The organism is Rhodococcus gordoniae (genome assembly GCF_001646655.1).
Classification (GTDB): domain Bacteria; phylum Actinomycetota; class Actinomycetes; order Mycobacteriales; family Mycobacteriaceae; genus Rhodococcus; species Rhodococcus gordoniae.
Genome location: NZ_LPZN01000002.1, coordinates 114,115 through 132,260, shown reverse-complemented (window position 1 = coordinate 132,260; position 18,146 = coordinate 114,115). Strand labels below are relative to the sequence as shown.

At 67.7% G+C, this 18,146-nt stretch carries 17 protein-coding genes; 14 read left to right on the top strand and 3 right to left on the bottom strand.

What is annotated here, in order from left to right:
- Nucleotides 1-31: 31 nt before the first annotated feature.
- The 3 genes from A8G18_RS01165 to A8G18_RS01155 form a co-directional block, all read right to left on the bottom strand.
- Nucleotides 32-691, bottom strand: coding sequence for a TerD family protein (locus A8G18_RS01165; RefSeq protein WP_016932205.1), 660 nt, complete (start codon nt 689-691; stop codon nt 32-34).
- A 122-nt stretch (nt 692-813) separates the two neighbouring features.
- Entirely contained in the window at nt 814-1,920 is a 1,107-nt protein-coding gene (locus A8G18_RS01160) for a DUF475 domain-containing protein (RefSeq protein WP_016932206.1), read from the bottom strand.
- Nucleotides 1,921-2,022: 102 nt separating this feature from the next.
- Complete coding sequence (locus A8G18_RS01155) at nt 2,023-2,598, bottom strand: TerD family protein (protein WP_064062400.1); 576 nt, start codon at nt 2,596-2,598, stop codon at nt 2,023-2,025.
- A 293-nt stretch (nt 2,599-2,891) separates the two neighbouring features.
- Between A8G18_RS01155 and A8G18_RS01150 the strand changes: the two genes are divergently transcribed.
- The 14 genes from A8G18_RS01150 (at nt 2,892) to A8G18_RS01085 (ending at nt 17,907) form a co-directional block, all read left to right on the top strand.
- A complete protein-coding gene (locus A8G18_RS01150; RefSeq protein WP_064062521.1) occupies nt 2,892-4,013 on the top strand; it encodes a serine/threonine-protein kinase in 1,122 nt (373 codons plus the stop codon).
- Between the two features lie 29 nt (nt 4,014-4,042).
- On the top strand, nt 4,043-5,200 hold the full coding sequence (locus A8G18_RS01145) for an HpcH/HpaI aldolase/citrate lyase family protein (RefSeq protein ID WP_016932209.1): 1,158 nt from the start codon (nt 4,043-4,045) through the stop codon (nt 5,198-5,200).
- Nucleotides 5,197-6,474, top strand: a complete 1,278-nt coding sequence (locus A8G18_RS01140; protein WP_064062399.1) for a phosphoribosyltransferase family protein — start codon at nt 5,197-5,199, stop codon at nt 6,472-6,474. Before A8G18_RS01145 ends, A8G18_RS01140 begins: the two co-directional genes overlap by 4 nt.
- Nucleotides 6,471-7,577, top strand: a complete 1,107-nt coding sequence (locus A8G18_RS01135) for a cysteine protease StiP family protein (protein ID WP_064062398.1) — start codon at nt 6,471-6,473, stop codon at nt 7,575-7,577. Before A8G18_RS01140 ends, A8G18_RS01135 begins: the two co-directional genes overlap by 4 nt.
- Before the next feature lie 8 nt (nt 7,578-7,585).
- Nucleotides 7,586-8,419 (top strand): hypothetical protein, encoded by an 834-nt coding sequence (locus A8G18_RS01130; protein ID WP_064062520.1) that lies wholly within the window; start codon nt 7,586-7,588, stop codon nt 8,417-8,419.
- Nucleotides 8,420-8,461: 42 nt separating this feature from the next.
- Nucleotides 8,462-9,682, top strand: a complete 1,221-nt coding sequence (locus A8G18_RS01125) for a TerD family protein (protein WP_064062397.1) — start codon at nt 8,462-8,464, stop codon at nt 9,680-9,682.
- A 3-nt stretch (nt 9,683-9,685) separates the two neighbouring features.
- Nucleotides 9,686-11,179, top strand: coding sequence for a TerD family protein (locus tag A8G18_RS01120; RefSeq protein WP_064062396.1), 1,494 nt, complete (start codon nt 9,686-9,688; stop codon nt 11,177-11,179).
- Nucleotides 11,180-11,332: 153 nt separating this feature from the next.
- Complete coding sequence (locus A8G18_RS01115; protein WP_064062395.1) at nt 11,333-12,898, top strand: AMP-binding protein; 1,566 nt, start codon at nt 11,333-11,335, stop codon at nt 12,896-12,898.
- Nucleotides 12,895-13,959: an MBL fold metallo-hydrolase gene (locus A8G18_RS01110; RefSeq protein ID WP_064062394.1), complete on the top strand. Its 1,065-nt coding sequence runs from the start codon at nt 12,895-12,897 to the stop codon at nt 13,957-13,959. Before A8G18_RS01115 ends, A8G18_RS01110 begins: the two co-directional genes overlap by 4 nt.
- 1 nt (nt 13,960) lies before the next feature.
- Nucleotides 13,961-14,722, top strand: a complete 762-nt coding sequence (locus A8G18_RS01105; protein WP_064062393.1) for a crotonase/enoyl-CoA hydratase family protein — start codon at nt 13,961-13,963, stop codon at nt 14,720-14,722.
- Nucleotides 14,723-14,724: 2 nt separating this feature from the next.
- The gene (locus tag A8G18_RS01100; protein WP_064062392.1) at nt 14,725-14,919 is read left to right on the top strand and encodes a hypothetical protein; all 195 of its coding nucleotides are present in this window, start codon (nt 14,725-14,727) and stop codon (nt 14,917-14,919) included.
- Between the two features lie 44 nt (nt 14,920-14,963).
- Nucleotides 14,964-15,833, top strand: a complete 870-nt coding sequence (locus A8G18_RS01095) for a LysR family transcriptional regulator (RefSeq protein WP_064062391.1) — start codon at nt 14,964-14,966, stop codon at nt 15,831-15,833.
- Nucleotides 15,834-15,837: 4 nt separating this feature from the next.
- On the top strand, nt 15,838-16,731 hold the full coding sequence (locus A8G18_RS01090; protein WP_064062390.1) for a LysR family transcriptional regulator: 894 nt from the start codon (nt 15,838-15,840) through the stop codon (nt 16,729-16,731).
- 75 nt (nt 16,732-16,806) lie between these two features.
- Nucleotides 16,807-17,907, top strand: coding sequence for a methyltransferase domain-containing protein (locus tag A8G18_RS01085; protein WP_064062389.1), 1,101 nt, complete (start codon nt 16,807-16,809; stop codon nt 17,905-17,907).
- The last annotated feature ends 239 nt before the right edge of the window (nt 17,908-18,146 follow it).

Here is an 18,146-nt window from a genome sequence, read left to right as displayed (position 1 = left end):
CGCTCCTTCGACCGGGAAATCCGCAGTAGAGCTACTTACGCCCCGCCTGCCACTGCATGCCCCACCCGAAGGCGCGGTCGAGGTCGGACTGGCTGCCGTCGATGTACTGGACGAGGCGTTCGACGGTGATGCCCTGCCCGGTGTTCTGCAGCATCGCGATCGCGCAGATCCGCGCGCCGTTGTTGGGCGAGTCCAGGCGAACCTCGATCTGCGGGCCGGACGGCGGGGTGAGGGTGACGACGCCGTCCACGGCGGCCCAGTTGGGGGCACCCTCGTAGATCATCGCGAAGATCAGCACGCGCTTGAACAGTTCGGGACGTTCGAGGTTGACGGACATGTTCTCGCCGCCGGTGCTCGAACCGGTGCGGTCGTCGCCGTCGAGGTGGATGTAGGGCGCGGTGTTCAGCGCGCCGAAGCTGTTGCCGAGGGCCTGAATGACGCCCTTGGAACCGTCGGCGAGTTCGAAGAGGCAACCGAGGTCGAGGTCCACGCCACCGCTCGCGCCGGTGAGCTTCGCGAGGAAGCCCTTCTTCTGCTCACCGCGCGACCAGTTGAGGTTCACCCGCGTCACACCTCGGCCCGATCCGGCCTTGGAGAGGCTGACGGTGGGTGATTCCTTGGTGAGGTTGATCTTGCTCAGGTTGATGCCGCCGGCGTTCTGCTCGGGCTTCTTGTTGTAGTCGATGGCCATGTCGAGCCTTTCGTGGGAGTGGCTGCGCGAATGCGCGTGTGATACGGAAAAGCGATGGGAGCCCCCGATCCGAGATGTCGGATCGGGGGCTCCCATCGGCATGTGATTCGAACTGTCGAAGATCAGGGGATGGTGGTCTTCACAGCATCTTCGCCTTCCCGCGCCGCGATCTTGCGGTTGCGGTAGATGCTCGAGGCGAACGCCGCACCGATCAGGGCGACACCGACCAGGCCGGTGACGACCTCCGGCACGTGCGTACCGATCGAGTACAGCAGGATCAGTGCCAGCGCACCGATGGCCCAGTGGGCACCGTGCTCGAGGTACACGTAGTCGGACAGCGTGCCCTTGCGCACCAGGAAGATGGTGATCGAGCGGACGAACATCGCGCCGATGAAGCCGAGGCCCAGGGCGATGATGATCGGGTCGGACGTGATGGCGAAGGCGCCGATGACACCGTCGAACGAGAACGACGCGTCGAGCACCTCGAGGTAGAGGAACAGGAAGAAGCCGGCCTTACCGGTGGCCTTGGCGAGGCCGCTCGGGCCGCCGCCGGTCTCTTCGCCTTCCTCGGGGATGTGGAACATCTCGCCGAGTCCGTTGACCGCGATGTAGGTGATCATGCCGAGTGCGCCGGCGATCATGACGGTCGAGACCTTGTCGTCCGGGGCGATGACGGTGGCGGTGATGAGCAGCAGCACCGTCGCGACGACAACCTCGAGTTGCTCGAGCTTGCCGGCCTTCGCGAGGGGACGCTCGAGCCATTCGAGCCACTTGATCTCGCGGTCTTCGAGGATGAAGTGCAGGAACAGCATCAGCAGGAACATGCCGCCGAACGCTGCGATCTGCGGATGCGCGTCGGTGATCAGGGTCTCGTAGCTGGGGCTGCCGTCCGGGAAGTAGGCGGCGCCGTCGGCCGGCGGGTTGAGCGCCAGGTCCAGTGCCGCGATGGGACCGAGCCCGGACGCGATCCACACGATCGCGAGGGGGAAGATCAGACGCATACCGAAGACGGCGATGAGGATGCCGATGGTGAGGAAGATCTTCTGCCAGAACTCGCTCATCCGCCGCAGCACGGTGGCGTTGATGACCGCATTGTCGAACGACAACGAGACCTCGAGGATGCCGAGGATCACGCAGAGGAACAGAGCTTGTGGGCCGCCGTAGAGGAACGCCACCACCAGAGAGACAACGGTGACGACCATCGACGGACCGAATATTCGCAGAACCACGAAGCGTGGCCTTTCTAATCGGAATCAGGGCGTTGCAGGGTGGTTACTGCAGATCGGTTCCGGCTTCGGTGCGGCGACCGAAGCCGGAACCGGAGCGACGAACTAGACGTTGACGCCGTAGTCGCGAGCGATGCCCGCGAGGCCGGACGCGTAGCCCTGGCCGATGGCACGGAACTTCCACTCCGCACCGTTGCGGTACAGCTCGCCGAACACCATGGCGGTCTCGGTCGAGGCGTCCTCGGTCAGGTCGTAGCGAGCGAGTTCGTTGCCGTTCGCGCGGTCGACGACGCGGATGTACGCGTTGCGGACCTGGCCGAACGACTGGCTGCGGGCGTCGGCATCGTAGATCGAGACCGGGAAGAAGATGCTCTCGATGTTCGCCGGGGTGGCGGCGAGGTCGACATTGATGATCTCGTCGTCGCCTTCGCCCTCACCGGTGCGGTTGTCGCCGACGTGCTCGATCGCGCCGTCGGGCGACTTGAGGTTGTTGAAGAAGACGAAGTGCTGGTCGGAGACGACCTTCTTGTCCGCCCCGGTCGCGATGGCGCTGGCGTCGAGGTCGAAGTCGGTGCCGGTGGTGGTGCGAACGTCCCAGCCCAGGCCGACGGACACTGCCGTCAGGTTCGGAGCTTCCTTGGTGAGGGAGACGTTTCCGCCCTTGGTCAAGCTGACGCCCATGCGGGGTCCTTTCGATCGTTCCAACGGTCGACGTACCGGTGTAGGGCACGCGCGGTGTGCGTGTCTCCCCACACTAGTTGTTGTCGTGGGGTACGCCCATATCCACTATGCCCGGTCCCGTGCAGTGATTCCCCGAGACGTACGGACCACGGTTCCGACCGGCGGAAAGGCGACGCGTCGGCCGGGTGGACGTGCGCCCAGTACCATTCGGTTCTGTGGCGAGCCGATGGACGCGCCGCCTGTTCGGCGGGGAATATGCGGAAGATCCCGTGGCTCGTCGTGCACACGATGCGATGGTCGCGGCGTTCCTCGACATGGACAAGCGCCAGTCCGTCATCGAGACCGGTGTCGCCGCGTCCCACGAGTTCGAACCCGAACGGCATCTGCTCCGTGAGTGGGATCCGATCCGGCAGGTGTGTTATCGCGCCGGGGAGACGTATCTTCAGCTGGCAGTGACGGATCCGGACCGACCGCTCGCTCCTGCGCCCGCCTACGAGCAGGCGTTGCACCAGATTTCCGAAGCAATACGAACACTTGATGAATTCTTCGGAAACAATCAGGGTCACCTCGAGCACATGACGGCCGTGGCGAACACCGTGCCCGAGCTCGCGCACCGGATACGCACCGAAGCGCAGGGCGTTCTCGCCGCGACGCAGCAACCCGACTTCGTGGCCTTTGCTCACTATCCATCGGTGCGCGCGGCCACCGACGCACTCGAGAAGGCGCTGAACAGTCTCGATGCGGCGCACGGAGTGGGCGCGACCCGCACGGCCGCCCTTCGGGTCGAAGAAGCGACGGCGGTCCTCCGCACCGCGCTCGCGCAGGCTCCGGGCCGCCGCGACGAGGCCGCACGCACCCTCGCCTCGGTCACCACCCGGCTCGGAGCAGTCCGGACACGAGCCGAGGGCCTCGCGCCCGCTTTCTCCGCGCTGCTCAGGGAGTTCAACGCCGCCAGTTCCGCGGATCTGTCCGGCAACGAGACGCGGGCGCGAGAGCTTCTCGCTCGCGCGGAAGACCAGCTCACGCACGCTCGCGCGGCAGCGAAGGAGGGCAGGCCCGAGGACGCGCTCGCGCTGGTTGCGGCGATCCGCGCCGAACTGTCCCGCGCCGAAGAACTGGTCGACGCCGTGACCTCACGACTCGCGACCCTGCGCTCCGTCCGACAGAATCCGGGGGCCAAGGTCGACGAGGTACGGTTCCGTCTCCGTGACGCACAACACCTGGCAGTGCAACGCGGACTGGCCGCAGAATGGGGTTCCGTCCTCGACTCGCAGTTGAGCCGGATCGACAGGGCCGTCGACGCACTCACCGGTGTGCACCCCGACTACTGGGCCTACGTCAGAGATTTGGATGCGGTGTCGACCTTCATCGCAGGAGTGGTCGATCGAATGAGAGGACGGACCGAGAACGTATGAGGGGGGCCACGCTTACCGAAGTGCGCGCCATGCAGCACTTCCGGCATCTCGACGGCGCGACGTCGGAGGAATTGTTCCTGCACCGTCCCGAGCCGTTCGGGCACGGCGACAACCGCGACCGTCTGGCGACCGCTCTCGGTGCCACGCTGTATGTACCCGCCACGCGCGGTGATCTCGTCGCGACGATCACCAGGCGCGGCGCCGAAGGCGTGACCTCGATGGTGCTCGACCTCGAGGACGCCGTCGCCGACGACGAAGTCGAGCAGGGCCTGCGGAACGCCGTCGCGACCCTCGACGCCCTCGCCGCGAACGGACCGTCGACGATGATGTTGTTCGTTCGTGTGCGCACCGCCGACGGCATCGAGCGGGTGGCGTCCATGCTCGGCGCCGGCAAGACCGTGCTCACCGGATTCGTGGTGCCGAAGTTCACCGCACGCACCGGTCCCGCCTTCCTCGAGGCGGTCGCCGCGGCATCGGCCCTGCTCGGCCGCCATCTCTATGCGATGCCCGTCATCGAATCGGCGGAGGTCGTGCATCGCGAGACCCGGGACGACGAGTTGCGTGCGATCTCCGGGATTCTCGCCGAACACCGCGACCGCATCCTTGCCGTCCGGCTCGGGGCGACCGACATGTGTGCCACCTTCGGGATCCGGCGCGACCGCGACCTGACGATCTACGACGTGCGGGTCGTCGTCGATGTGATCGCCGATGTGGTGAACCATCTCGGACGGACCGACGGAACGGGTTTCGTCATCACCGGACCCGTCTGGGAGTATTTCGCCGACCACGAGCGCATGTTTCGGCCGATGCTGCGTTCGACACCGTTCGAGGAACAGGATGCCGTGCTGTTCCGCCAGCAACTCGTCAGCCGCGATCTCGACGGCCTGCTGCGCGAGATCGCCCTCGACCGGGCCAACGGGATCCAGGGCAAGACGGTCATCCACCCGTCGCATGTCGCTGCGGTGCACGCCTTGTCGGCCGTCACGCACGAGGAGTACCACGATGCGACCGACATCCTCGATCGCGACACCGGGGGTGTGCAGGCATCGGGATACGGCAACAAGATGAACGAACGCCGCCCGCACCGCACCTGGGCCGAGCAGACCCTGGTGCGCGCGTCGGTGTTCGGTGTCACGCGCAAGGGGATCACCTTCGTCGACCTGCTGACGGCGCTGGTGGACCGATGACCTACCTGCTCGATACTCCTTGGGCCACAGCAGAGCTCGGCCTTGCGTTCCAACACGTCGACTCGTCGTGCGGATACACCGTGCCCGAACTCGTCCGGCCGGGACTGCGACGCAATCCGCGTCGAGCACACCTGCTGGTCTCCACGGTGCTCGGTAAGCACATCCCCACGGAGCCCGCGGTGGTCCGCGGTGCCGGCCACCGTCTCGGCGAGCTCGTCGCCGAGCTGCTGGGCGACGCGTCGTCCGATGCGGTCGTTCTCGGGTTCGCCGAGACGGCAACGGGTCTGGGACACTGCGTGGCCGACGCCCTCGCCGCGACGCGGCGGCGTGTCCCCGGAGCGGAGGTGCTCACCGGTTTCGAGGAAGGGCACTCGCACGCCACCTTCCACCTGCTCCAACCGACCTCCGGCGCGCTGTTCGCCAACCCTGCGCCGCTCGTTCTCGTGGACGACGAGATCTCGACGGGAGCAACGGCTCTCGACGCGATCCGCGCACTGCACCGCGACCGTCCTCGCGGTCGGTACGTGCTCGCCTCCCTCGTCGACATGCGTTCGGAGCAGGACCGCCTCCGGACCGAGGAGGTCGCAGCGGAACTCGGCGCGACCATCGAACACGTGAGCCTGGCGAGTGGATACTCCGTCGTGCCCGACGATCTCGTCGCGCGGGTCGCGTCGTTGCCCGAACCTGCCCTCAATCCGGAGGGTGATCGACGCGGCGACGTCCGGTTCGTTCGTGCGCCCTGGCCCTCGCACGTGCCGGACGGTGGCCGGCACGGGATGTTGCGAACCGACGCAGAGGGATTCGACACGGCTCTGGCAACGCTCGCCGACACGATCACCGATGTGCGGGACGCACAGCGACCTGCCGTCGTCATCGGACACGAGGAACTGATGTACCTTCCGCTCCGGCTGGCCGACACACTCACCGAACGCGGCACGCCCACGCGGTTCCAGACCACGACCCGATCCCCCGCCTACGTGATGGACATCGACGGATATCCGCTGCGTCGCGGATTCCGCTTCACCGCACCCGAACACATCGACACCGAGTTCGAGAACGAGGTGCCGCGCTATCTCTACAACGCGCAGTGGCCCACCCCGACCGAGGTCCGGCCCGAGCTGATCCTCGTGATCGATTCGCCCGCCGACACCGACCGCCTCCACGCACCGGGAGGTGTTCTCGACGTGCTCACCGCAGCCGGCGAGGACGTCCTCGTCGCGGTCGTGCCCGCAACCGATCCGACGGTGCTGCGCACCCACAGGGAGATTTCATGACCGTGCCGCTCACCGGACCCGAGTTCGGCTCCTACGCACCCGACGAGGTGACGTGGCTGCTCGAGGACCTCTCCCACGTCGACCTCGAGGGCGACATCGCCGAACGCGAGGCACGGATCCAGGCGGGTCTCGCGCACTACGCCGAGTCCCTGCCGATCGAGTACCAGCCCGACGCCGCCTATCGCGAACTGTTCGACAAGGCACTGGCCACGACAGCCGGCCGGTTGGCGCATGCGGTGGGCACGGTCACCGAACTGCTTCTCGCCGAACGCGGGACGGACCTGACCCTCGTGTCGCTCGCGCGGGCGGGCACCCCCATCGGCATCCTGATCCGCCGGTGGGCGTTGCGTCGGCACGGCCTGTCGCTGCCGCACTACACGGCATCGATCGTTCGCGGGCGCGGAATCGACTGCGCTGCCCTGGATTACGTTACCGAGCGACACGACCCCGAATCCGTCGTCTTCGTCGACGGCTGGACCGGTAAGGGGGCGATCGCACGCGAACTGTCCGCCGCCCTCGCCGAATACGCCGCGCGCGGTGGCCCCGGCCTGTCCGACGATCTCGCCGTGCTCGCGGACCCCGGCCACTGCGTACGCACCTACGGCACGCGCGACGACTTCCTCATCGCCTCGGCCTGCCTGAACTCCACCGTCTCCGGCTTGGTGTCACGGACGGTCCTCAACGACACGCTGATCGGCCCCGGCGAGTTCCACGGGGCGAAGTTCTACTCCGAGCTGGCTTCCGACGACGTGTCGAATCACTTGCTCGACGCTGTGACCGCGGAGTTCGACACGTGCGGGGACGTCGACTCGGCCGCACGGGCGGTGCTCGATTCCGACCGCACGCCCACCTGGGCCGGCTGGGAGTCCGTCGAACGAGTACGGGCACAGTACGGAATCTCGAGCGTCAACTTCGTCAAACCCGGTGTCGGGGAGACGACTCGTGTGCTGTTGCGCCGCGTTCCCTGGAAGGTGCTGGTGCGCGACATCACGTCGGACGAACACGCCCACATCCGCATGCTCGCGGCTGCCCGGAACGTCCCCGTCGAGGAGGTCCCCGACCTCGCCTACTCCTGTATGGGACTGATCAAGGACCTGCCGTGAACACCCCTGTGCCTGCACTGGTCGCCACCGACCTCGACCGCACCCTCATCTATTCGCGCGCCGCGATGACCGGCGACCAGTTCGCCACGCAGGACCTGCTGTGTGTCGAGTACTACGAGGGTGCACCGCTGTCGTACGTCACCGACGGCGCAGCCCGACAACTACGTGCCCTCGCCGACGAGGCGGCGGTGGTACCGACGACCACGCGCACACCCGAACAGTTCCGCCGCATCGACCTCCCCGGCGGCCCGTGGCGGTACGCCATCGCGAGCAACGGTGGGTCGATCCTCGAGGACGGACATCTCGACCCACTCTGGCGCAGAACCGTGGAGTCGGCGGTACGTGAGGGGGGTGCGAGCCTCGACGAGATCACGACCGAACTGCGCAGTCGCATCTCCGAGGACTGGGTGTCGAAGTTCCGCATCGCCGACGAGTTGTTCTGCTATCTCGTCGTCGACGTCGCAGCGCAACCTGCCGGATTCCTCGACGACTGGCACGACTGGTGTTCGGCGCGGGGCTGGAACGCGTCGCAGCAGGGCCGCAAGATCTACACGATGCCGAACAGCGTGTGCAAGAGCCGCGCGGTGGCGGAGGTGCGCCGCAGGCTCCGAGATCGGGGGGTGCTCACGGACGATGCGCCCGTCCTGGCCGCGGGCGACGGCGCGCTCGACGCGGAGATGCTCAAGGCCGCGGATGCCGCGATCCGGCCTCGTCACGGCGAACTCGAACTGATGGACTGGTGCCACCCGACGGTGTCGGTGACCGGCGCTGCGGGCGTCACGGCCGGGGAGGAGATCCTCGCCTGGTTCGCCCGATCCGCTCGTCTTCCGGCCGCTTCGTAGAGTAGAAGGCGCCCGGTCACCGACACAGTGAGGACACATCTCTTGCCGACTCCGCTCTCCAAGGGTCAGAACGGACCGATCACCGCGTCCGACGTCGTCGTCTCGCTCGAGCTGACCACCCCTGCCGATCTGTCCGCACTGCTCGTCAAGGCCGACGGCAAGGTGCGTTCCGACGCCGACTTCGTCTTCTTCAACCAGCCCACGGGACCGGGCGTGCGCCTCGTTTCCGGGGCGCCCGGTCAGGCCGCGTCGCTCGCCGTGTCGCTCGCGCAGGTGCCCGCCGACATCGATCAGGTGCGCGCCGTGATCACTCTCGACGACGCGTCGAGCAACTTCGGCCGGTTCGCGCCGCCCACCGCGCGGGTGTCCGACAGCAGTGGAACCGTGCTGTACGAGTACCGGATCGACGGACTGAGCAGCGAATCCATCGTCATCGCGCTGGAGCTGTACCGGCGTCAGGGTGCGTGGAAGGTCCGCGCCGTGGGGCAGGGATATGCGGGCGGATTCGCGGCGCTGGTGACCGACCACGGCGTCAGCGTCGACGACGCTCCCGCTCAGCCGGCGGCCGCACCGCAGCCCGTCGCTGCCACGCCCCCTCCGCCGGTGCAGCCGACCCCGCCTCCGGCACACACCCCGCCTCCGGCACAGCCTGCACAGCCCGCCGAGGTCAGTCTGACGAAGAACCGTCCGGTGAGCCTGGTGAAGGGTCAGAAAGTCACCCTGCGCAAGGACGGCGGCGTCGCGCTGACCTTCCTGCGCATGGGTCTCGGCTGGGATCCGGTCGAGAAGCGCGGCCTGTTCGGCAATCGCTCCGCCGACATCGACCTCGACGCCTCGGCCGTGATGTTCGCCGACAACCAGATCGCCGACGTCGTGTACTACGGCCAGCTGCAGTCGAAGGACGGATCGGTCCGGCACCAGGGCGACAATCTCACCGGTGCCGGCGAGGGCGACGACGAGGTCATGCTCGTCGACCTCACCCGCGTCCCCGTCCACGTCACCACGGTGATGTTCATCGTGACCTCCTACAAGGGCCACACCTTCGAGCAGGTGCAGAACGCATTCTGCCGCCTCGTCGACGGCACGATCGACACCGAGCTCGCCCGCTACACGCTGCAGGGCGGCATGCCGTTCACGGGGATGGTGATGGCGAAGGTCTACCGCCAGGGCAGCGAGTGGAAGCTGCAGGCCATCGGTGAGGGCATACAGGCGAAGCATCCCGGTGAGGCCGCGCCGCAACTGGGCCGGTTCCTGGTCTCGTAGCCCGTGGGCGAGCGTTTCACAGCGGGACAGAATGCCCCGCTGGCGACCAGCACGGTCCGTGTCACGGCGTCCGCCGCCGTCCCGCTGGACGTGTGCGCGTTCGTCGTGGACGACCACCTGCAGGTCGGTTCCTCCGACGATGTCGTGTTCTGCAACCGATCGAGGACGACAGGCGTCCGGCTCGAGGACGGGGTGATCGTCGTCGACGTCGACGCCGTCCGTCCCGGCGCACGTGTGCTGTGCGCGGTCGGCTGCGAACGACCCGCTGCGGTGTCGACCTCCCTGTCCGATGCGGCCGGCACGGTACTCGCGACGTTTCACGTGGAACCCGGGGCCGCCGGCGAGACGGCTTTGCTGTGCTGGGAGATCTACCGCCGTAACGGCGTGTGGAAGGTGCGCGCCCTCGGCCAGGGTTACACCGGCGGACTCGTCGAGATGTTCACCGCCCACGGGGTCGACGCGGACGACTCCCCGGAGAAGACCTCCGACTCGGAAACGGCGCCCGCCCCGGCCGTCGGACTCGAGCCGCTCGAACTGCTGTGGCGGATCTTCGAGGACGCCGCGCGTTCGGCGGCCGCATGCACGTCGAGCCTCGAGTTCGCCCGGCTGCGACTCGACGACGAACTCTCGGCGGCGGTAACCGACCCCGCCCGCCGTACCGGCCCCGAGGCCGAGCGGTCGAGACAACGTGCGCAACAGCGCTACGACGAACTCGTGGACGCCGCCGAAACACGCTACCGGAACGACAGTGCAGTGCTGGCTGCGGAACTGCTCGCCGTCGATGCGGCCCTGCCGCCGGCTCTCGCCTCCTGGAGCTCTCCCGCCTGGATCCGATCCCTCACGCCGAGCGACGGTGTGCGCGTAGGTGATGTGGCGGCGGATCGCGGGCTGTTGCATATTCCGTTGTGCCTGCCGGCGCCGCTCGTCCGTCCCTTGTGGCTCGAGGGCGAACCCACCGAACTCGCTCCCGTCGTCTCGTCTCTGGTCGTGCGGCTGCTCGCCGCTCGGCCCGGCACACTGTTGCACCTCGTCGATCCCGGGCGGACCCTGCCCGAACTCGAACCTCTCACCGCAGCGAGATTCGCCGGGCCGCCCGTTCACGAGCGGGCACAGGTCCCGGCGAAGCTCCGGGGCCTGGCCGATGCCGCAGAGTTGGACGCGCTCGCGCAACAGGTCGACGGAGGGCTGCCGGTGTCGCCGGTGCTCGTCGTCCTCGCCGGGTTCCCGTACGGCTACGAGCACGACGACCTGCTGCAGATCGTCCGGATCACGAGAGCCGGTGGTGACGGCCGTATCTCGATCGTCCTCGCGGGCGATCCACCGGACGACGACGATCCGGTCGTGCAGATCCTTCGGGGCGAAGCCCAGCACCTGCCCGCGGACGGACAACTGACCGATCCGTGGACGGAAGGCCGTTGGGCGTTCACACCCGACAGCCTGCCCGCAGAGACCGAGCATCTGCGCGGCGCGCTGGGCGGAAACTCTCTGCAGGAGTGATCGGCGGTCCCCGAGTTCGATCGTTCCGGACCATAGGTTTGTCCTAACGTTTCGTGCGGCCGCAGGTCTTTGTGGCAGTAGTCACTCTCGTGATCGACTGGACCGGCGCGGGCGGCATGTCCGCGCGTCGGCCGTGTCGATCAGGAGCGTGATGTGAGCAGGTTGCACCTTCCCAACCGAATTCGGCAGCTGGCAGTAGAGCATCCGGATCGCGCGGCGGTCAGCTCCGGCAGCACGACACTCACCTGTTCCGAGTTCGACGCCCTCACCAACCGGGTCGCCTCGGCGCTCACGACGGTTCCGGTCACCTCCAGGCGCGTGGGCGCACTGCTGCGCATGGGCCTTCCCGGTGCGGCCTCGTTCGTCGGTTGCGCCAAGGCCGGTCTGGTGTTCACTCCGCTCAACTGGCGCCTGAGTCCAGGCGAGATCGCCGACATCGCCGGCGACGCGCAGCTCGACGTGTTGATCGTCGAGGACGAGTTCGCCGTCTCCGCGCGCGCCGCCGGCGAGGGGCTGCCCGGTGTGCAGATCGTCGTGGTCGGTGACGCGTCCTCTGTTCCCGGCGCACGGTCGTGGGACGACTTCGTCGCCTCAGGCGACGGCATCGACCCCGGTTTCGGTGACGACCCGCGGACCGAAGTGCTGCAGCTCTACACTTCGGGCACCACCGGACGCCCCAAAGGCGTTGTGGCGACGCATCACAACCTGTTCAACGAACCACAGAGCTTCGCGCTGTACGAATTCACCGAGGACTCGGTCTCACTCGACGCGCTACCTCTGTTCCACATCGCCGGCGTCGGGTGGATGAGCACGTCGCTCTCCGCCGGACTGCATCTGGTGCTGCTCGGCGAGATGCGCCCGGATGCGGTGGCGGCCGCCATCTCCGAACACGGCATCACCCATGCCTTCCTCGTGCCATCGGTGATCAACATGCTCGTCGAGATGCCCGACCTGTCGGACTACGATCTGTCGAGCCTGCACCTCGTCGCCTACGGCGCCTCCCCCATCACGCCCACGCACCTCGCCCGCGCCATGGACACCCTCGGTTGCCGGTTCGTGCAACGCTACGGAATGACCGAGACGATGGGCGCTCTCACCGCGCTGCGTGCCGACGACCACGACCCGCACGGTCCGCGCTCCTACCTCCTTCGCTCGGCCGGCACCGGACTGCCGGGCATGGAGGTCCAGATCCGCGACCTCGCCACCGGTGAACCGCTCCCCCAGGGCGAAACCGGCGAGATCGTGAGCCGGTCACGCAACAACACGCCGGGTTATTGGCGGCGCGAGGCCGAGAACGCCGAGCTGTTCACCGAGGACGGTTTCCTGCGCACAGGAGATGCCGGGCACATCGACGAGGACGGCTACCTGTTCGTCACCGACCGCGTGAAGGACATGATCATCTCCGGCGGGGAGAACGTCTACCCGATCGAGGTCGAATCGGTCATCTCCGAACACCCTTCCGTCGCCGAGGTCGCGGTGGTGGGAGTCCCGGACGACCGCTGGGGCGAAGCCGTGACCGCCGTCGTGCGGGTCGCGCCCGGAGCCGAGGCACCGACCGAGGCCGAACTCCTCGAGTTCACCCTCGAACGTCTGGCGTCGTACAAGAAGCCCCGGCACATCCACTTCGTCGACGAACTGCCCCGCAACGCGAGCGGCAAGGTCCTCAAGCGCACACTGCGCGACGAGTTCGCTCCCGCACGGGAAGGAACGACGCCATGATCGTCACCGAGGATCTCGGTACCGTCCAGCGTGAAGCGTGGGCGGCCGGCGTACTGCCACCGGTCGAAGAGGTACGGCCCGGACTGTGGTCGATCCCGGTCCCGATGCCGAAGAACCCGCTGCGGTACGTGCTGTCCTACGCGCTCGCCCTCGACGACGGCCTCGCCCTGATCGACCTCGGTATGGACACCGAGGAGTCGTGGGATGCCCTCGTGGCCGGTGTCGCCGGGACCGGCCATCACATCACCGACGTGCGCTACGCCGCGATCACCCACCTGCATCCCGACCATTTCGGCCTGGCACCCCGGTTGAAGGAGACGACCGGCGCCGTCATCGCGATGCACGCCGCCGACGCCGCCGCCCTCGGGCACTTCACACCGGAGGACGTCGCCGCCGACGAGGAAGCGTGGCGCGTGGATCTCACCGGGCTGGGTGCTCCACCCGAGGTCGTCGAGGCGGCCCGCTTCGAACTCGTACGTTTCCCGGAAGGGAAGAGCGCAGATATTGTTCTCGCACAAGGTGATCGGCTGGACGTTCCCGGATGGAACATCGAGGCGGTGTGGACCCCCGGCCACACGCCCGGACACCTCGCGTTCGTCGACCGCGACCGCGACCTGCTGTTCAGCGGCGACCACATGCTTCCGCGCATCAGTCCCAACATCTCCTCGGGCCCCGGCGAACTGGTCGACCCGTTGCACCGCTACCTGTTGTCGTTGCACGCGACGACGGCACTGCCCGACTGCGAGGTACTGCCCGCCCACGAGTACCGGTTCCGCGGAATCACCGAGCGCGCACGCCAACTCATGGATCACCACGAGGTCCGCCTCGACGAGATCCGCGAGACCGTCGCGGCCCGTCCCGAATCGACCGCATGGGAGATCACGACCCGCGTCACATGGTCGCGCCCCATCGACGTGATGACCCCGCGACTGCAGCGACTCGCCGTCCGCGAAACCCAGGCTCACCTCATCGTCCTCGCCGACCGAGGCGACATCCGTTCCGACGGTGGAACTCCCGCCCGCTGGACTCTCTCCGCTCCGACCCGTACGAAGGAAAACTGACATGAGCGTTGTCCTCACCGAATTCGCCGACGGCGTCGCGGTGTTCACCCTCAACCGCCCCGAGGCCAAGAACGCCGTGAACCTCGAGGTGTCGGAGGCACTGGCCGCGGCCATCGACGAGTTCGAGGTACGCCCCGACCTGACCATCGGCATCCTCACCGGTGCCGGCGGAACATTCTGCGCCGGGATGGACCTGAAGGCGTTCGCGCGCGGCGAGAAGCCGTCGATCCCCGGCCGCGGCTTCGGCGGCATCACCGAGGCACCGCCGAGCAAGCCGCTCATCGCCGCCGTCGAAGGCTGGGCCCTGGCCGGTGGATGCGAACTCGCGCTCTCCGCCGACCTGATCGTCGCGTCGCGCGACGCGAAATTCGGCATCCCCGAGGTCAAGCGCGGACTCGCCGCGGCGGCCGGTGGCCTGCTGCGTCTGCCCAAGATCCTGCCCTACCCCCTCGCGATGGAGCTGGCCATCACCGGTGATCCGCTCACCGCCGAGGTCGCCCATCACCACGGTCTGGTCAACCGCGTCACCGAACCCGGTGAAGCACTGACGGTGGCAAAGGAACTCGCCGCTCGCGTCGCAGCGAACGGCCCCCTCGCGGTGAAGGCGACCAAACAGGTCGTCGCGATGGCCGCCGGCTACACCGACCCCGACGCCTTCGTCGCGCAACGCACGTTCATCGATCCGGTCTTCGCCTCGGCCGACGCCAAGGAAGGCGCCCGGGCGTTCGCCGAGAAGCGCGCTCCGGTCTGGAAGGGCGAGTAGACATGTCGGACGTGCTGGTCGCACCGACGTTCGGAGCGACCCGGAACGACGACTCCGTCCGCGCGCGCCGAGGATGCCTACGCCCGGGGCCGGTGACCGAACTCGTCGAACCCGACGCGCTCCAGGTGAACATGTCGGCGCGGATGCTCGAGCAGGGCCACCGGAGGATGGCGGGTGCCGGTGGCACCCCTTCCTGACGGTTCGGTCCGGGGCGATTGAGGCCGTCGCCTACGATAATCGGGTGGACTTGCACCTCGTGACCTATTTCGTGGCCGTCGTCGACCACGGCGGGATCACGAAGGCTGCTCAGGCTCTTTATATTTCGCAGCCGTCGTTGTCACAGGCCATCCGCACCCTCGAACGGCGCCTCGACACCACCCTGTTCGACCGCACCGGTCGGCGGCTCACCCTCACCGAGGACGGTCGCGTCCTCGACGTCGCCGCGCGCCGGATCCTCGCCGACGTCGAACGGGCGAAACAGAAGGTCGCGGCGGTGCGCGATCTCGAAGCGGGCCGCGTCGAGCTCGTCACCTACGCCACGTTCTCGATCCATCCGGTCATCGAATTCGTCCAGCGCTTCCGCGCGCGCTATCCCAACCTGACCGTGCGGGTGAACGACGCGGAAGGACCGCCCGGGGTGCACGCGGCGTTGCGCCGCGGCGAGGCGGAGATCGGCATCACCGATCTGTCGGTCGAGCACGCCGGCATGATCACCATCCCGATTCTCGAGCAGGAGATGGTGCTCGCCCTGCATCCCGACCTCGCCACCGATGTGCCCGACCCGGTCACCCGAGCCCAGGTCCGCGACTTCCCACTCGTCCTCGACCTCGGCTCCCGTGCGAGCGCGGCGCGCACCGGCGAACTGCTGGGGGCACAGAACGTCGTCGTCGACTGCGCCAACCAGGCAGCTCTGTGGCAGTTCGTCGAGCGGGGCACCGCCGGAACGGTCGTTCCGCGTCGCGTCGCCGAGAAGCAGATCCCCGGTGCGGTCGTCCGATCGCTGGACCCGCCCCTCCGGCGGCCCATCGGGTTGGTGGTGCGTCCCGGGGATCTCTCCCCCGCTGCCGCCGCGTTCGTGGAGACCACTACCGCCGCCCCGTGGGAAGCGTGACGACATGGAGTTCCGTCAGGTCGAGTATTTCCTCGCCGTCGTGGAGAACGACGGCATCAACGGCGCGGCCGCCGAGCTCGGGGTCGCCCAGCCCACCGTTTCCCAGGCGCTGCGCAGTCTCGAACGCGAGCTCGGAGTGCGGCTGTTCCATCGCATCGGACGCGGCATGGTGCTCACCGCAGCGGGTAAGGCTCTCATCGGTCCGAGCCGGCAGATCCTGCGCGATGTGAACGCCGTCGAAGAACTGCTCACCGTGTCCACGACGGAAGTGACCGGCCGCCTGGATCTCATGGTGTTCCCCGCCCTCGCGACCGGACCGATCGTCGACCTGGTCTCCGAGTTCCGGCGCCGCCACCCCAAGGTCACCGCGCGACTCGGCGACCTGCGGACCGAGGAATCCACCGCGTCGGTCATCCACGACGGTCACTGCGAATTCGTCGTCACCCACCTGCCCGTCGAGGACGAGGTGGGGCTCGAGATCATCGAACTCGGCCAGACCGAATACTGGCTCGCCTATCCGCCCGGCACCGATCTGCCACCCGGACCGCTGTCGTTGGCCGAACTCCCCGACATTCCGATGGTGTTCGTGCCGCGCGGCGGCGGTTCGGTGAGCGACGCGATCGACTACGCGATGCGACGGGCCGAGGTACGGCGACCCATCTCGGTGCTCACCGACCATCGCGAAGCCCGCCTGCCGATGGTGCTCGCAGGCCTGGGCGGGTCGTTCGTCGAACGTTCTCTCGCCGAGTCGGTGCAGGACATCGCGGTGGTCCGCCCGTGTGAGCCGACCTTCGCGCAGTCGTACGGAATGGTGTTCGACCCGGTGTCACTGTCGAGGGCGGGACGCGCATTCGTCGACTTCGTGGGAGCGTCCGGGGAGACCGTCCCGGACGAGTGAGTCCGCCGGGCGGTGACATCCGGGGATCGGGGCGCGACGATAAGTGGGTACGACGCCCATTTCCGCCCTCGGGAGATGATCCGTATGTCCACTTCGACGAGTTCGCCGCTCCACCTCGACTCCGCCGACGGCTTCGCGCAGCGCGTCCTCGATTCCGTCCTCGGCACCATGGACACCCTGTCGATCCTGATCGGCGACCGTCTCGGCTGGTATCGCAGCCTCGCCGACGACGGACCTGCCACCGCCGACGAACTGGCCGCACGCACCGGAACCCATCCGCGGTACGTCCGTGAGTGGCTCGAACAGCAGGCCGTCACCGGTCTGCTCGACGTCGACGACGGTGATCCACCGCGTTTCGGTCTCTCTCCGGCCGGCCGCGACGTACTCACCGATCCGCACAGCCTCACGTACATGGCGCCGCTCGCCCGGATGATCGTCGGTGCGACGATGCAACTGCCCGGCCTGCTCGAGGCGTACCGGGACGGCGGTGGGGTGAGTTGGAGCCGGTTCGGCCGCGACGTGTGCGAATCGCAGGCCGACGCGAACAGACCGTTGTTCGAGCAGGTGTTGCCCGACGCTCTACGCTCGGTGCCCGAGATCGACCGGGTGCTCGGTGAAACCGGTGCGCGGATCGCCGACATCGGATGCGGCGGAGGATGGTCCACGATCACGATCGCGCGGACCTATCCGGATGCGAAGGTGTTCGGCTTCGACATCGATGCGCCGTCGGTCGAACTCGCCCGATCGAACCTCGCGGAGAACGACGATGTGGCGCAACGGGTCACGTTCACGCAGTGCGATGCGTCCGAACTCCCGGAAGGAAACTTCCGTGCGGCCTTCGCATTCGAGTGCGTCCACGACATGCCGCGGCCGGTCGAGGTGCTGGCTGCCGTACGGCGTTCACTCGCACCCGGCGGCATCATGATCGTCATGGACGAAGCAGTCGCCGACACCTTCACCGCACCCGGCGACGACGTCGAACGGCTCATGTACGGCTACAGCCTCACCATCTGCCTCCCCGACGGCATGAGCCACACACCGAGCGCCGCGACAGGCACGGTCATGCGGCCCGATACCCTGCGCCGCTATGCGCTCGACGCCGGTTTCACGGAGGTCGACGTGCTGCCCATCGAGGACTTCGGGTTCTTCCGCTTCTACCTCCTCCGCACCGGATAGCAGCGCCCGCCGGAACGCCGGCAGCGAATGTCACGCGTCCCGAGAACGGTTCGTCGAAGCCGATCACGCGCCGAGCATGCCGGGCGCGACTCGCCTCCGGACGCCGCGTCGAGGGTCGGTTGTGGACAACTCGACGTCCTCCCCAGGCCGGTCATCTGCGACGAAAGAAGTTCGGGGAGGCTGTGTCCGGGTTCTTCGAGAGAACCGGACGCAACCTCCCCGAACCGGGAACCGACTGC

Bases quoted from the DNA above. Each gene is read 5' to 3' on its own strand.
- A8G18_RS01165 (WP_016932205.1), bottom strand. From the start codon at position 691: ATGGCCATCGACTACAACAAGAAGCCCGAGCAGAACGCCGGCGGCATC.
- A8G18_RS01155 (WP_064062400.1), bottom strand. From the start codon at position 2,598: ATGGGCGTCAGCTTGACCAAGGGCGGAAACGTCTCCCTCACCAAGGAA.
- A8G18_RS01150 (WP_064062521.1), top strand. From the start codon at position 2,892: ATGGTCGCGGCGTTCCTCGACATGGACAAGCGCCAGTCCGTCATCGAG.
- A8G18_RS01145 (WP_016932209.1), top strand. From the start codon at position 4,043: ATGCAGCACTTCCGGCATCTCGACGGCGCGACGTCGGAGGAATTGTTC.
- A8G18_RS01140 (WP_064062399.1), top strand. From the start codon at position 5,197: ATGACCTACCTGCTCGATACTCCTTGGGCCACAGCAGAGCTCGGCCTT.
- A8G18_RS01135 (WP_064062398.1), top strand. From the start codon at position 6,471: ATGACCGTGCCGCTCACCGGACCCGAGTTCGGCTCCTACGCACCCGAC.
- A8G18_RS01110 (WP_064062394.1), top strand. From the start codon at position 12,895: ATGATCGTCACCGAGGATCTCGGTACCGTCCAGCGTGAAGCGTGGGCG.
- A8G18_RS01105 (WP_064062393.1), top strand. From the start codon at position 13,961: ATGAGCGTTGTCCTCACCGAATTCGCCGACGGCGTCGCGGTGTTCACC.
- A8G18_RS01100 (WP_064062392.1), top strand. From the start codon at position 14,725: ATGTCGGACGTGCTGGTCGCACCGACGTTCGGAGCGACCCGGAACGAC.
- A8G18_RS01090 (WP_064062390.1), top strand. From the start codon at position 15,838: ATGGAGTTCCGTCAGGTCGAGTATTTCCTCGCCGTCGTGGAGAACGAC.
- A8G18_RS01085 (WP_064062389.1), top strand. From the start codon at position 16,807: ATGATCCGTATGTCCACTTCGACGAGTTCGCCGCTCCACCTCGACTCC.